Genomic DNA, 14510 nt, shown 5'->3' on the forward strand with positions numbered 1-14510 from the left:
ATGATTGAATGGATTATCCGGCGCTCTGTCGCCAACCGTTTCCTGGTCATGATGGGGGCCCTGTTTCTCAGCATCTGGGGCACATGGACGATTATTAACACGCCTGTCGATGCCTTGCCTGACCTGTCAGATGTGCAGGTCATTATCAAAACCAGCTATCCCGGCCAGGCCCCGCAGATTGTAGAAAACCAGGTCACCTATCCACTTACCACCACCATGCTGTCCGTGCCTGGCGCAAAAACCGTGCGTGGTTTTTCACAGTTCGGTGATTCGTATGTGTATGTCATTTTTGAAGACGGCACCGATCTGTACTGGGCCCGTTCCCGCGTGCTGGAGTACCTGAACCAGGTACAGGGAAAACTGCCCGCCGGTGTGAGTTCTGAAATCGGTCCGGACGCCACGGGGGTGGGCTGGATATTTGAATATGCCCTTGTCGATCGCAGCGGAAAACACGACCTTTCAGAACTGCGTTCTCTGCAGGACTGGTTCCTGAAATTTGAGCTGAAAACCATCCCGAACGTGGCTGAGGTCGCTTCGGTTGGCGGCGTGGTGAAACAGTACCAGATTCAGGTCAATCCGGTAAAATTGTCTCAGTATGGTATCAGCCTGCCCGAAGTGAAACAGGCCCTTGAATCGTCTAACCAGGAGGCCGGTGGCTCATCCGTTGAAATGGCCGAAGCTGAGTATATGGTCCGTGCCAGCGGTTATCTTCAGAGCATTGATGATTTTAATAACATCGTCCTGAAAACAGGCGAGAACGGCGTGCCGGTTTATCTGCGGGATGTTGCCCGCGTGCAGACCGGGCCTGAAATGCGGCGTGGTATTGCCGAGCTGAACGGCCAGGGCGAAGTCGCTGGCGGCGTGGTGATCCTGCGGTCGGGTAAAAATGCACGCGACGTTATCACGGCAGTGAGGGATAAACTTGAGACGCTGAAGGCCAGCCTGCCGGAAGGCGTTGAAATCGTGACCACCTACGATCGCAGCCAGCTCATCGACCGGGCGATTGATAACCTCAGTTCCAAACTTCTGGAAGAGTTTATCGTGGTGGCCATCGTCTGTGCCCTGTTCCTGTGGCACGTACGTTCTGCCCTGGTGGCGATTATCTCTCTGCCGCTTGGTCTGTGTATCGCCTTTATCGTCATGCACTTCCAGGGACTGAACGCCAATATCATGTCGCTGGGAGGGATAGCGATTGCCGTCGGTGCGATGGTGGATGCCGCCATTGTGATGATTGAGAATGCGCATAAGCGGCTTGAGGAGTGGGATCATCAGCATCCGGGTGAGCAGATTGACAACGCCACCCGCTGGAAGGTGATTACCGATGCCTCCGTTGAAGTGGGACCCGCACTGTTTATCAGCCTGCTGATCATCACCCTGTCCTTTATTCCTATCTTTACCCTGGAAGGTCAGGAAGGACGTCTGTTTGGCCCGCTGGCATTCACGAAAACGTACTCCATGGCGGGCGCGGCCGCGCTGGCCATCATCGTCATTCCGATTCTGATGGGATTCTGGATCCGGGGGAAAATTCCTGCAGAGACCAGTAACCCCCTGAACCGGGTACTGATCAAAGCGTATCATCCATTGCTGTTGCGGGTTCTCCACTGGCCAAAAACAACCCTGCTGGTTGCGGCCTTGTCCATTTTCACCGTTATCTGGCCGCTGAGCCAGGTGGGCGGTGAGTTTCTGCCGAAGATTAACGAGGGCGACCTGTTGTATATGCCGTCGACCCTGCCGGGTGTCTCTCCGGCTGAAGCTGCAGCGCTCCTGCAGACGACGGACAAGTTAATCAAAAGCGTTCCTGAAGTGGCCTCTGTATTTGGCAAGACCGGTAAAGCAGAGACCGCCACGGATTCCGCACCGCTCGAAATGGTTGAAACCACGATCCAGCTCAAACCTGAGGATCAGTGGCGTCCAGGCATGACGATTGACAAGATTATTGAAGAACTCGACAGGACCGTCCGTTTACCGGGGCTGGCAAACCTCTGGGTGCCGCCAATCCGTAACCGTATTGATATGCTCTCAACCGGGATCAAAAGCCCGATAGGTATCAAGGTGTCCGGAACGGTTCTGTCCGATATCGATGCAACGGCGCAGAGTATCGAAGCGGTCGCCAAAACCGTACCCGGCGTAGTGTCTGCTCTCGCAGAGCGACTGGAAGGCGGGCGCTACATTGATGTGGATATCAACCGGGAAAAAGCCTCCCGCTACGGAATGACGGTGGGCGATGTGCAGCTGTTCATCTCATCAGCCATCGGCGGCGCGACGGTAGGGGAAACGGTTGAAGGCGTGGCCCGGTACCCGATTAATATCCGCTATCCGCAGGATTACCGGAACAGCCCGCAGGCCCTGAAACAGATGCCGATCCTGACCCCGATGAAGCAGCAGATCACGCTGGGCGATGTTGCGGATATTAAGGTCGTTTCCGGGCCGACTATGCTGAAAACGGAAAATGCCCGTCCAGCCAGCTGGATTTACATTGACGCGCGCGGCAGGGATATGGTGTCGGTGGTTAATGACATTAAAACGGCGATCAGTCAGAAAGTGAAACTGAGACCGGGTACCAGCGTGTCATTCTCCGGACAGTTTGAACTGCTTGAGCATGCCAACAAGAAACTGAAGCTGATGGTGCCGATGACGGTGATGATCATCTTCATCCTGTTGTATCTGGCATTCCGCCGGGTTGATGAAGCCCTGCTGATCCTGATGAGCCTGCCGTTCGCCCTGGTTGGCGGGATATGGTTCCTGTACTGGCAGGGCTTCCATATGTCTGTCGCAACCGGAACGGGGTTTATCGCTCTGGCCGGGGTGGCAGCAGAGTTTGGCGTGGTCATGCTGATGTATCTGCGTCATGCCATTGAAGCGCACCCGGAATTGTCCCGTAAAGAGACGTTCACACCGGAAGGCCTTGATGAAGCCCTCTATCATGGTGCCGTACTGCGTGTCCGGCCGAAAGCCATGACCGTGGCGGTGATCATTGCGGGTCTGCTGCCAATACTCTGGGGAACCGGTGCAGGTTCAGAAGTCATGAGCCGTATCGCGGCACCCATGATTGGTGGGATGATCACGGCTCCGCTGCTGTCCCTGTTCATTATTCCTGCCGCCTACAAATTAATCTGGCTGCGCAGACATAAAAAAAGCGTGTCCTGAACCTGAAAGGGCACCCCTGTGGGTGTCCTTCTTTACTGATTCACCCTGACGTCAGGGTTTAAATCGATAATATACAGAGGTGAGTATGAAAAAAGTGGTTCTGATGGCGCTGGCTCTCGGCCTTTCACTGCCCGCGATGGCGAGTGAAAAAGTGATTGATATGTACAAATCTGAAAACTGTGGCTGTTGTTCCCTGTGGGGCAAAGCGATGGAAAAAGACGGGTTTGAAGTACGAACTCACGTCATGAATGATCAGGCGCTGTCAGCCCTGAAAGAAAAGCATGCTATTCCTGCAGGACTGCGAAGTTGTCATACCGCGGTTGCCGGTAATTTGATCATTGAAGGCCATGTGCCTGCGACAACGATACATAAGGCAATGCAGTCTGGTTCAGGTATATACGGTCTCGCCACCCCCGGTATGCCAGCAGGAAGTCCTGGAATGGAGATGGGAGCCCGAAAAGAGGCTTACGATGTTATCGCATTCTCACCGGATGGAAGTAAAAAAGTCTTCCAGCGAATCGAATAGTCAGCGGAACGGCTGATAACGGGACGCCGGTAGCAGGCACTCCTGTGCCGGCGATATTCGTGGTAATCGCATCCATGACATACCCTGAAGACAGAAGATGCTTCGGTATGCATAAGGAGAGTTACTGTGAAAAATGACAATGCAGTGCAACACAACAACCAGACTGCTTCTGAGCAGACACTATCCCCGGACGAGGGCCACGTATTGCATAAGGTGAGAGATCCCGTGTGCGGGATGGCCATCCTGCCCGACAGGGCGCACAGCAGCATTCGATACCAGGACCATCAACTTTATTTCTGCTCCGCCAGCTGTGAGAGTAAATTTAAAGCCCATCCCGATCGTTATCTTACCGAAGATGCCAGTGAACATTCCCATCACCATCACCACGATCATCACGAAGTCAGCCCTGATCAGATAAAACAGCCTCACCACCAGGCGGAAAAAGAGAATTCTGAAGGTGTGTGGACATGTCCGATGCACCCGGAGATACGCCGCAGTGGTCCCGGAAGCTGTCCTGTCTGTGGAATGGCACTGGAGCCGCTCGTAGCTACGGCATCCACGGGGCCGAGTGATGAACTTCACGACATGACAAGACGCTTCTGGCTGGGGTTGTTGCTGGCGTTTCCGGTTCTGGTACTCGAAATGGGATCTCATCTGTTTCCCGAGTTGAGGAATACAGTACCGCCACAGTACAACACATGGCTGCAGCTGCTTCTGGCCTCCCCTGTCGTGTTGTGGTGTGGCTGGCCATTCTTCGCCCGGGCCGGAATGTCGTTACGTAACCGCTCCCTGAATATGTTTACCCTTGTTGCAATGGGGACCGGCGTAGCCTGGGTTTACAGCGTCATTGCAACCGTCTTCCCCTCCTGGTTTCCTGCATCGTTCAGAAACATGGATGGCCTGGTGGCCGTTTATTTTGAAGCCGCAGCAGTTATTACGGTGCTTGTTCTGCTGGGACAGGTTCTTGAGCTGCGGGCACGGGAACAAACCTCAGGCGCCATTACTGCGCTTCTGAACCTTGCCCCCAAAACCGCCAGACGGCTGGATCATGACGGTCATGAAACGGATATTAATGCGGAAGATGTCCTGCCTGGCGATAAGCTCCGCATCAGACCTGGAGAGAGTATTCCGGTCGACGGTATCGTGATCGAAGGCAAAACAACCGTTGATGAATCGATGGTGACCGGGGAATCTATGCCGGTTACCAAAACGGAGGGTGACCCTGTCATCGGGGGGACCATTAATCAGACAGGGAGTCTCATCATCCGTGCAGAGAAAGTCGGTGATGAAACAATGCTCTCACGAATTGTTCAGATGGTCGCTGATGCACAGCGTTCGCGTGCCCCCATCCAGAGAATGGCTGACAGCGTTTCAGGCTGGTTTGTTCCTCTGGTGATACTTATCGCGGTTGTTGCTTTCGTGATCTGGTCTGTCTGGGGGCCCGAGCCCAGGATGGCGCACGGTCTCATTGCGGCTGTGTCGGTCCTGATTATTGCCTGTCCCTGCGCGCTGGGGCTGGCCACGCCGATGTCGATAATGGTGGGGGTGGGCAAAGGAGCCCAGGCCGGGGTGTTAATCAGGAATGCCGAAGCCCTTGAGCGTCTTGAAAAAGTGGACACGCTGGTTGTCGACAAAACAGGCACGCTCACGGAAGGTTCGCCTACGGTGACAGGGATTATCAGTCTCAATCCGGGTGGGGAAACATCTCTTTTGCGTGTAACAGCCGCAGTGGAAAAAGGCTCGCAGCATCCGCTGGGTATGGCAGTAGTTAAAGCAGCACAGGAAAAGGGGATCGCAATACCCGCAGTCACTCATTTCGATGCACCGTCGGGTAAAGGTGTCTCAGGCGATGTCGAAGGTCAACGGGTTGTTATTGGTAATGAACTGGCTATGCAGGAAAACAGTATAGTTATTGATAATCAAAAGGCCGTTGCGGATACGTTGCGGATGGAAGGCGCTACCGTTATCTATGTGGCCACAGACGGGGACCTTGCAGGCCTGATAGCTATCTCGGATCCCGTGAAAACAACCACGCCGGATGCGCTTAAAGCTTTGCGTCAGGCGGGGATCCGCATCGTTATGCTCACCGGGGATAACCAGCTTACTGCTGAAGCTGTCGCACGGAAACTGGGAATAGATGAGGTTGAAGCCGGAATTCTGCCGGATGGCAAAAAAGCAGTGATAACCCGACTGAAAGAGTCTGGCCATGTGGTTGCGATGGCCGGAGACGGTGTGAATGATGCCCCGGCGCTGGCAGCGGCTGACGTGGGTATAGCCATGGGAACGGGTACAGATGTGGCAATTGAAAGTGCCGGAGTCACCCTTCTCAAAGGCGACTTGATGATACTGAACAGGGCCCGTCATCTGTCAGAGATCACCATGAAAAATATCCGTCAGAATCTGTTTTTTGCATTTATCTACAACGCACTTGGCGTGCCTGTGGCTGCAGGTCTGCTTTATCCTGTGTATGGAATACTGCTGTCGCCAGTTATTGCGGCGGCGGCCATGGCTCTTTCCTCCGTCAGCGTCATTGTGAATGCGTTGCGTCTGAAAAGTGTCAGGCTCGGGAAATAACACTGAGTGAAGGGTCAGTTACGAACAGAAGGAGTCCAGTATGAAAAGTACCACCTATGCGCTTATTGCTGTCGCCGCGATCGCGGCATTTGCCCTCCTGCGCGAACACTGGTCACATGTGGCAGGTTACTGGCCATATCTGTTATTGCTGGTCTGCCCGCTAATGCATCTTTTCCACGGCCACGGAGGGCATGGAGATCATCAACATCACGGAAGTGAAAACGATAAAAAAAATTAATCCGGCAGACGGGGCCGCGTCGCGGTCCCGTTATCAGTCCAGGTATCGTTCGTAGTCTCTGGCATGCGCAAAGGCATGCTGTTCGAGTTTGTTATCAGCGGGTGCCGCTGCCCGGAACGCCAGAGAGTTAACAGGGTTGTTATTGATGACCAGCTCGTAATGCAGATGAGGACCGGATGAACGTCCGCTGTTACCGGATAACGCAATAGCACCTCCCCGTGTAACCCTGGCCCCTTTAGTAACGAGTATTTTATTGAGGTGGAGATAGCGAGTTTTAACACCGGCTTTTCCCGTTACTTCAACAAAATATCCCATGGTACTGTTGTATTCGGCCCGGGTGATTTTTCCGTCGATGACGCTGACTATTTTCGTGTTCATGGGCATGGAATAATCAATGCCATTATGGGGACTCACTTTTCCCGATACCGGGTTAAGTCTTGCAGGATTGAAAGGCGAACTGAGTCTTGCTGTGGCCGGTAACGGATAATCGAGACTGCCTTTCCCGGAAGTATCGGAAAGGTTATAGAACTTTTTATCTGATATACGATACGCCGTGTAATTAAATGAACCGGACGTAAATTTATAGGCCACGACACGTGATTTTCCCGCTTTCTTTTGCAGTACGAGTTTTAATGATTCATTTTTTTTCAAATGCCGCAGATTAAACCGGGAAGGCAAGGAGCGCTGAAGAGTAGCGATCTCGTTCGATTCCAGCCCCGAGCGGGTGGCTGAAAGGTAGGCATTTTCTTTTACGACATCGGTAGAATACATTTACTGGAATTCGCCGTTAGCATGAACACTGCGGCGTATGCTAGGGGTTTTCAGGAGGCGTGTCATCTGTCAGTTAATCGGGAGCACCGTTGATGGTCGTCATTTTTGTAACATATCTTGTTTCCCGTTTGCTCCTGAAGCTCTGGGAACTGTATGACCAGCCCGACGGTGATGATTAACGGGACTGAAACAGGTTACGGCAGAGCAATATGGGGCTCATGTCCTGCTACGTAACCCGTCAGTAAAGCCCTGCTGCGCACCTGACGCTAAGCACTAACCCGCCTGCAGTTACCTGGTCGAATACAGCCCGCGAAGCTTTCTTGCCTGCGTCTGATGTGCTTCCGCACCGGCATTATTGACCTGCTCATGCACGAGAGCGGCTTTTTCTCCGGCATTCAGTTCGTTAAAAGAAGAAGACGAGGTCTTTGAATTTGCATCACTGCCGGACAGCATTTTTTTATGTTCCTCAATCATTTTCTGATGCGCATAGGACGCGCTGTTGTTCATAAATGAATGAGCAACAATGGCCCTTTCATGTTCATTCATTTCAGAGAATGAGGGCGTGTTGTTTTTATTAACCCTGTCCGGTAAGTTTTCATGCGTCGAGGAATTCACATGACTGACGGCTGAGGCATTATTAACAAATCGATGTGCTTCATGGGCAATATCACTGGACTGAGCAAAAGCTGCCCCACAAAATAAAGCTGTAAACGCAGTGGTCGTGATTAATATATTCATGTGTAATTACCTTCTGAGGTACATAAAAGATGTCCTTATGATCATATATAAAAATAATCAACCTGTGGGGAAGATGACGTAAATGTAATACAGCTATGTACATTACACGATTGTAATGAATTTGTTTCTTAAGGTGTGCTAGATTCATTTCATTGTAAGTGGATGAACCAGTAATTTAATTTAAATCGGTTCTCGAATTCTGTCAGTAACCATACTTTAAATAAGGGAATGCGCATGCTGTTGAAAACGTCTCGACGAACTTTCCTGAAGGGGTTAACCCTCTCTGGCGTAGCCGGAAGTCTTGGCGTATGGAGTTTCAATGCGCGTTCCAGTCTGAGCCTGCCAGTTGCCGCATCCCTGCAGGGTACTCAGTTTGACCTGACCATTGGTGAAACGGCCGTCAATATCACGGGCAGTGAGCGTCAGGCCAAAACAATCAATGGAGGCCTGCCGGGGCCCGTTCTTCGCTGGAAAGAAGGTGACACCATTACCCTGAAGGTCAAAAACCGTCTTAATGAACAGACGTCCATTCACTGGCACGGCATTATTCTTCCGGCCAATATGGATGGTGTTCCGGGGCTGAGTTTTATGGGCATAGAGCCTGATGATACCTACGTTTACACCTTTAAGGTTAAGCAGAACGGGACTTACTGGTACCACAGCCATTCCGGTCTGCAGGAACAGGAGGGGGTATACGGTGCCATTATCATCGATGCCGGGGAGCCAGAACCGTTTACTTACGATCGTGAGCATGTGGTCATGTTGTCTGACTGGACCGATGAAAATCCTCACAGCCTGCTGAAAAAATTAAAAAAACAGTCGGATTACTACAATTTCAATAAACCAACCGTTGGCTCTTTTTTCCGCGACGTGAATACCAGGGGGCTGTCAGCCACCATTGCCGATCGGAAAATGTGGGCTGAAATGAAAATGAATCCGACTGACCTCGCGGATGTCAGTGGCTACACCTACACCTATCTCATGAACGGGCAGGCCCCGCTGAAAAACTGGACCGGACTGTTCCGTCCCGGTGAAAAGATACGCTTACGGTTTATCAACGGCTCGGCAATGACCTATTTCGATATCCGTATCCCCGGGCTGAAAATGACGGTCGTGGCTGCAGATGGCCAGTATGTAAACCCGGTTACCGTTGACGAATTCAGGATTGCCGTTGCCGAAACCTATGATGTCATTGTGGAGCCTCAGGGTGAGGCCTATACCATCTTCGCACAATCCATGGACAGGACCGGTTACGCTCGAGGGACACTGGCCACGAGAGAGGGGTTAAGTGCTGCCGTTCCCCCCCTCGATCCCCGTCCTCTGTTGACCATGGAAGATATGGGTATGGGGGGAATGGGACATGATATGGCAGGAATGGACCACAGCCAGATGGGAGGCATGGATAACAGCGGAGAGATGATGTCTATGGACGGTGCTGACCTTCCGGATAGCGGGACATCCTCCGCGCCCATGGATCACAGCAGCATGGCCGGTATGGATCATTCCCGGATGGCCGGAATGCCGGGTATGCAAAGTCATCCTGCGTCAGAAACGGATAACCCACTGGTTGATATGCAGGCGATGAGCGTCTCTCCGAAATTAAATGATCCGGGTATTGGTCTTCGAAATAACGGAAGAAAGGTTCTCACGTACGCGGATTTGAAAAGCCGCTTTGAGGATCCTGACGGACGTGAACCTGGCCGTACCATAGAACTGCATTTAACCGGCCACATGGAAAAGTTTGCCTGGTCATTTAACGGAATCAAGTTTTCAGATGCCGCACCGGTGCTGCTGAAATACGGTGAGCGGCTCAGGATCACGCTGATCAACGATACCATGATGACTCACCCCATTCACCTGCATGGTATGTGGAGCGATCTGGAAGATGAAAACGGTAATTTCATGGTTCGTAAACACACAATAGATGTTCCCCCTGGTACAAAACGCAGTTACAGAGTGACAGCAGATGCGCTTGGCCGCTGGGCGTATCACTGCCATTTGCTCTATCACATGGAAATGGGAATGTTTCGTGAAGTCCGGGTGGAGGAATGATGCGAATGAAGAGAAATTTGAAGGCCATACCTGTTCTGGTCGCCGGTTTGTTTACCTCACAGCTTTCTATTGCGGCGGGCTCCGTCTCTGCAGATCCCCACGCCGGGCACGACATGTCTGCCATGCAGATGCCAGCAGATGAGAATTTCACTGAGATGACGTCAATGGAGCCCATTGTAACTGAGAGCAGAACGCCAATTCCGCCTGTTACCGATGCCGACCGGAAGGCTGCATTCGGCAATTTACAGGGGCATGCGATTCACGACAGTGCGATTAATTATCTGGTTCTGCTGGATCAACTGGAATGGCAACGGTCGGATAACACCAACAATTTCAGCTGGAGTGTTAACAGCTGGATTGGAGGCGACACAGATCGGATTTGGCTAAAGAGTGAAGGTGAACGAAGCAATGGGGAAACGGAGGCGGCTGAAGCGCAGTTACTCTGGGGACATGCGGTTGGCCCATGGTGGGATTTGGTTGCGGGTGTCAGGCAGGATTTCAGACCTGCTTCTGCCCGGACCTGGGCTGCTGTCGGTTTTCAGGGGCTGGCACTCTATAATTTTGAGTCTGAAATTACGGGTTTTGTCAGTAATGGCGGAAAAGCAGCCCTTCGTCTGGGAGGAGAATACGACGTTTTACTGACTAACCGGCTCATACTCCAGCCATCCTATGAGGTGAATTTCTACAGTCAGGATGATGAATCGCGGGGTCGCGGCAGGGGACTGACTGACACAGAGCTGGGGCTCCGGCTGCGCTATGAAATACGCCGTGAGTTTGCACCCTATATAGGCGTTTCCTGGAATCAACTTTACGGGAAAACATCCGATATGGCGAAAAGAGAAGGTGAGAAAGACCATCAGGTAGTATTCCTGGCGGGAGCCAGAATCTGGTTTTAACGCACTGATATAAAACACTCAACTAAACAGGTAAATAAAATGTCGATTTTAAATAAAGCCATTCTTACAGGTGGCCTCGTTATGGGCGTTGCTTTCTCTGCTATGGCCCATCCGGAATTAAAAAGCTCTGTGCCACAGGCTGATTCAGCCGTAGCGGCCCCGGAAAAGATTCAGCTTAATTTCTCGGAAAATCTGACCGTGAAATTCTCAGGTGCAAAATTAACGATGACGGGTATGAAAGGCATGTCATCACATTCTCCGATGCCGGTCGCGGCAAAAGTGGCGCCAGGCGCTGACCCTAAATCGATGGTCATTATTCCGCGAGAGCCTTTACCCGCTGGCACTTATCGTGTTGACTGGCGCGCGGTTTCTTCAGATACGCACCCTATTACCGGTAATTACACCTTTACAGTGAAGTAATATTATGAACGACCTGATTATGATTGTTATTCGTTTTCTTCTTTATCTGGATTTGATGGTAATATTTGGATTGCCATTTTTTCAGATATATGGAATAAGCGGTGTCAGACATGAAACCTATAACCTGACTAATTTCAGGTCGTTTATAACTTTTGCTGTTGTTACAGGCATCATTCTTACTGGCATTAATATGCTCCTGGTATCTAATGCCATGAGTGGAGTAACTGACCTCAGAGAATTATCCATCCATGTTATCGAGATGGTGATAGAAGAAACTGATGTGGGTATTAGCTGGATTGTCAGGCTCTGTGCCCTGTTTACCACACTCGGTGCTTTGTTCCTTTACACTAATAAGAGAGTATTGTCCTGCCTGCTGATGACGATGAGTGGGGGCGTGGCGCTGGCTACACTTGCCTGGGGAGGACACGCCGTTATGCATGACGGTCTGCATTACTATCTCCATTTACTGAGCGATCTGACCCATCTCGGCGCTGCAGGTGCCTGGACAGGTGCTCTGGTTGCATTTGCTATCCTGCTGATGCGCAGAAACGAGCATAATGCACAGAGCGTCATTGTGATATCTGACTCCCTGGCAAAATTTGCCACGGCAGGAACGGTGATTGTTGTAGCCCTGATCCTGAGTGCGCTGGTCAACTATCTGTATATTGCTGAGGGTAACTTAACTCCCTTATTCAACAGTTCCTGGGGGAGGATATTGCTTGCCAAGACGGCTCTGTTTGTTCTGATGCTTCTTCTGGCTGCAGCAAACCGGTTTCACCTGGGTCCCCGGCTTGAAGTTATGGTCAGGGAAGGGAATTATGATCGCAGCGTTGCCCTGATGCGAAACAGCATCCTGACAGAATTCGTTGTTGCGATTATCATTCTGGGCGCCGTAGCGTGGCTCGGAATGCTTGCTCCGTCTCAGGTCAGCTAGGGGACAGCCAAAGCTCATGCGTGAGATTTTTACTTTCATATCAGCGAGTTGACCATGCAGCGTATTTTAATCGTTGAAGACGAACAAAAAACAGGTCGTTACCTGCAGCAGGGACTGGTTGAGGAAGGCTATCAGGCCGATCTCTTTAATAATGGCCGCGATGGTCTCGGGGCCGCGTCGAAGGGACAGTATGATTTGATAATACTGGACGTGATGCTGCCTTTCCTCGACGGGTGGCAAATCATCAGCGCACTGAGGGAGTCCGGGCACGAAGAACCGGTCCTGTTTTTAACCGCAAAGGACAACGTGCGGGACAAAGTGAAAGGACTGGAGCTTGGCGCAGATGACTACCTGATTAAGCCCTTTGATTTTACGGAGCTGGTTGCACGTGTAAGAACCCTACTGCGCCGGGCACGCTCGCAGGCCGCAACAGTCTGCACCATCGCCGATATGACCGTTGATATGGTGCGCCGGACCGTGATCCGTTCGGGGAAGAAGATCCATCTCACCGGTAAAGAATACGTTCTGCTTGAGTTGCTGCTGCAACGCACCGGAGAAGTGTTACCCAGGAGTCTTATCTCGTCCCTGGTCTGGAACATGAATTTTGACAGTGATACGAATGTGATTGATGTCGCCGTGAGACGTCTGAGAAGTAAAATTGATGATGACTTTGAGCCAAAACTGATCCATACCGTTCGCGGTGCCGGATATGTCCTGGAGATCAGAGAAGAGTGAGGTTCAAAATTTCCCTGACCACACGCCTGAGCCTGATTTTTTCTGCGGTGATGCTTACGGTATGGTGGTTATCAAGTTTTATCCTGATTAGCACCCTTAATGGCTATTTCGATAATCAGGACCGCGATTTTCTGACAGGTAAACTTCAGCTCACCGAAGAGTTTCTTAAAACAGAGACGTTCAGGAACAAAACGGATATTAAGTCATTATCAGAAAAAATAAACGATGCGATGGTGGGGCACAATGGCTTATTCATTTCTATAAAAAACATGGAAAATGAAAAAATTGTTGAACTCTATGCCAAAAATTCTGTTGTTCCAGCGGTCCTGCTTAATAAGTCGGGTGATATTCTCGACTATATGATCCAGACGGAAGAAAATAACACCGTGTACCGCAGTATCTCGCGGCGGGTTGCCGTGACGCCGGAACAGGGTAAAAGCAAACATGTCATCATTACGGTTGCCACGGATACTGGGTATCACACCCTGTTTATGGACAAACTCAGTACCTGGCTGTTCTGGTTCAATATCGGTCTGGTCTTTATTTCTGTTTTTCTGGGCTGGCTGACCACACGTATTGGTCTGAAACCGCTACGGGAAATGACCAGTCTGGCTTCCTCCATGACCGTACACAGCCTGGATCAGCGTCTAAATCCCGATCTGGCTCCGCCGGAAATCTCTGAGACCATGCAGGAGTTCAATAATATGTTTGATCGCCTGGAGGGGGCATTCCGGAAACTGTCAGATTTCTCGTCTGACATCGCGCATGAGCTGCGCACACCAGTCAGTAATCTGATGATGCAGACGCAGTTTGCACTGGCTAAGGAAAGGGATGTTTCGCATTACCGCGAAATTTTATTCGCTAACCTGGAAGAACTGAAAAGGTTGTCACGAATGACCAGTGACATGCTTTTTCTGGCACGTTCAGAGCATGGTCTGCTGCGGCTGGATAAACATGATGTGGATCTGGCAGCCGAACTGAATGAATTACGTGAGTTGTTCGAGCCCCTGGCAGACGAAACAGGAAAGACAATCACGGTTGAAGGAGAGGGCGTTGTTGCCGGAGACAGCGATATGCTCCGACGTGCTTTCAGTAACCTGCTTTCCAATGCAATCAAGTATTCTCCCGATAACACCTGTACAGCGATACACCTTGAGCGTGACAGTGACTGTGTGAACGTGATGATTACGAATACGATGTCCGGCCAGGTTCCCGCTAATCTGGAACGTTTGTTTGACCGGTTCTATCGCGCAGACTCATCAAGGTTCTACAACACGGAAGGCGCGGGGCTGGGATTATCAATTACAAGGTCGATCATTCATGCTCACGGCGGCGAGCTGTCAGCAGAACAGCAGGGGCGTGAAATTGTGTTCAAAGTGCGCCTGTTAATGGATTAATCCCGTTGTTCAGGAGAAACCTGGAAGGTGACAAAATTGTCATCATTCAGTCACGCGATAAACAGAGGCGGTTTTTTATAAT

At 51.1% G+C, this 14510-nt stretch carries 12 protein-coding genes; 10 read left to right on the forward strand and 2 right to left on the reverse strand.

Features of this window, described 5'->3' with window-relative positions; all coding sequences use genetic code 11:
* The 4 genes from silA to BH712_RS13225 all read left to right on the forward strand — a co-directional run bounded on the left by silA (position 1) and on the right by BH712_RS13225 (position 6485).
* The gene (silA, locus tag BH712_RS13210) at positions 1-3147 is read left to right on the forward strand and encodes a Cu(+)/Ag(+) efflux RND transporter permease subunit SilA (protein ID WP_000574029.1); all 3147 of its coding nucleotides are present in this window, start codon (positions 1-3) and stop codon (positions 3145-3147) included.
* Between the two features lie 85 nt (positions 3148-3232).
* Positions 3233-3673, forward strand: coding sequence for a DUF411 domain-containing protein (locus tag BH712_RS13215; RefSeq protein ID WP_000758228.1), 441 nt, complete (start codon positions 3233-3235; stop codon positions 3671-3673).
* Between the two features lie 126 nt (positions 3674-3799).
* Positions 3800-6247 (forward strand): Ag(+)-translocating P-type ATPase SilP, encoded by a 2448-nt coding sequence (gene silP / locus BH712_RS13220; protein WP_001353604.1) that lies wholly within the window; start codon positions 3800-3802, stop codon positions 6245-6247.
* A 40-nt stretch (positions 6248-6287) separates the two neighbouring features.
* Positions 6288-6485 carry a DUF2933 domain-containing protein gene (locus BH712_RS13225; protein WP_000843494.1) on the forward strand — a complete coding sequence of 66 codons (198 nt, stop codon included), beginning with the start codon at positions 6288-6290 and terminating at the stop codon, positions 6483-6485.
* Between the two features lie 33 nt (positions 6486-6518).
* Here the strand turns inward: BH712_RS13225 and BH712_RS13230 are convergent, their stop codons facing one another.
* Together BH712_RS13230 and BH712_RS13235 are read right to left on the reverse strand one after the other, a co-directional pair.
* A complete protein-coding gene (locus BH712_RS13230) occupies positions 6519-7256 on the reverse strand; it encodes a peptidoglycan DD-metalloendopeptidase family protein (protein ID WP_000287501.1) in 738 nt (245 codons plus the stop codon).
* Between the two features lie 288 nt (positions 7257-7544).
* Positions 7545-7994: a copper resistance protein gene (locus tag BH712_RS13235; RefSeq protein ID WP_001023257.1), complete on the reverse strand. Its 450-nt coding sequence runs from the start codon at positions 7992-7994 to the stop codon at positions 7545-7547.
* 234 nt (positions 7995-8228) lie between these two features.
* On the opposite strand from BH712_RS13235, the gene pcoA reads away from it, so the two are divergent.
* Genes pcoA through pcoS form a run of 6 tightly spaced genes read left to right on the forward strand, consistent with a single transcriptional unit; the run spans position 8229 to position 14428 of the window.
* On the forward strand, positions 8229-10046 hold the full coding sequence (pcoA, locus tag BH712_RS13240; protein ID WP_000925240.1) for a multicopper oxidase PcoA: 1818 nt from the start codon (positions 8229-8231) through the stop codon (positions 10044-10046).
* Between the two features lie 5 nt (positions 10047-10051).
* Positions 10052-10942: a copper resistance outer membrane transporter PcoB gene (pcoB, locus tag BH712_RS13245; RefSeq protein WP_001378118.1), complete on the forward strand. Its 891-nt coding sequence runs from the start codon at positions 10052-10054 to the stop codon at positions 10940-10942.
* 39 nt (positions 10943-10981) lie between these two features.
* Complete coding sequence (gene pcoC / locus BH712_RS13250; protein WP_000025662.1) at positions 10982-11362, forward strand: copper resistance system metallochaperone PcoC; 381 nt, start codon at positions 10982-10984, stop codon at positions 11360-11362.
* 55 nt (positions 11363-11417) lie between these two features.
* Positions 11418-12296, forward strand: a complete 879-nt coding sequence (pcoD, locus tag BH712_RS13255; protein ID WP_229692861.1) for a copper resistance inner membrane protein PcoD — start codon at positions 11418-11420, stop codon at positions 12294-12296.
* 54 nt (positions 12297-12350) lie between these two features.
* Entirely contained in the window at positions 12351-13031 is a 681-nt protein-coding gene (gene pcoR / locus BH712_RS13260) for a copper response regulator transcription factor PcoR (protein WP_001188930.1), read from the forward strand.
* On the forward strand, positions 13028-14428 hold the full coding sequence (gene pcoS / locus BH712_RS13265; protein WP_001211180.1) for a copper resistance membrane spanning protein PcoS: 1401 nt from the start codon (positions 13028-13030) through the stop codon (positions 14426-14428). The genes pcoR and pcoS overlap by 4 nt, the downstream gene beginning before the upstream one ends.
* Positions 14429-14510: the final 82 nt, after the last annotated feature.

The organism is Enterobacter hormaechei ATCC 49162 (assembly GCF_001875655.1).
GTDB lineage: Bacteria > Pseudomonadota > Gammaproteobacteria > Enterobacterales > Enterobacteriaceae > Enterobacter > Enterobacter hormaechei.

What these genes read in the sequence shown, in the direction of transcription:
- silA (WP_000574029.1), top strand. Translation starts at nt 1, where the DNA reads ATGATTGAATGGATTATCCGGCGCTCTGTCGCCAACCGTTTCCTGGTC.
- BH712_RS13215 (WP_000758228.1), top strand. Translation starts at nt 3,233, where the DNA reads ATGAAAAAAGTGGTTCTGATGGCGCTGGCTCTCGGCCTTTCACTGCCC.
- BH712_RS13225 (WP_000843494.1), top strand. Translation starts at nt 6,288, where the DNA reads ATGAAAAGTACCACCTATGCGCTTATTGCTGTCGCCGCGATCGCGGCA.
- BH712_RS13230 (WP_000287501.1), bottom strand. Translation starts at nt 7,256, where the DNA reads ATGTATTCTACCGATGTCGTAAAAGAAAATGCCTACCTTTCAGCCACC.
- BH712_RS13235 (WP_001023257.1), bottom strand. Translation starts at nt 7,994, where the DNA reads ATGAATATATTAATCACGACCACTGCGTTTACAGCTTTATTTTGTGGG.
- pcoA (WP_000925240.1), top strand. Translation starts at nt 8,229, where the DNA reads ATGCTGTTGAAAACGTCTCGACGAACTTTCCTGAAGGGGTTAACCCTC.
- pcoB (WP_001378118.1), top strand. Translation starts at nt 10,052, where the DNA reads ATGAAGAGAAATTTGAAGGCCATACCTGTTCTGGTCGCCGGTTTGTTT.
- pcoC (WP_000025662.1), top strand. Translation starts at nt 10,982, where the DNA reads ATGTCGATTTTAAATAAAGCCATTCTTACAGGTGGCCTCGTTATGGGC.
- pcoD (WP_229692861.1), top strand. Translation starts at nt 11,418, where the DNA reads ATGGTAATATTTGGATTGCCATTTTTTCAGATATATGGAATAAGCGGT.
- pcoR (WP_001188930.1), top strand. Translation starts at nt 12,351, where the DNA reads ATGCAGCGTATTTTAATCGTTGAAGACGAACAAAAAACAGGTCGTTAC.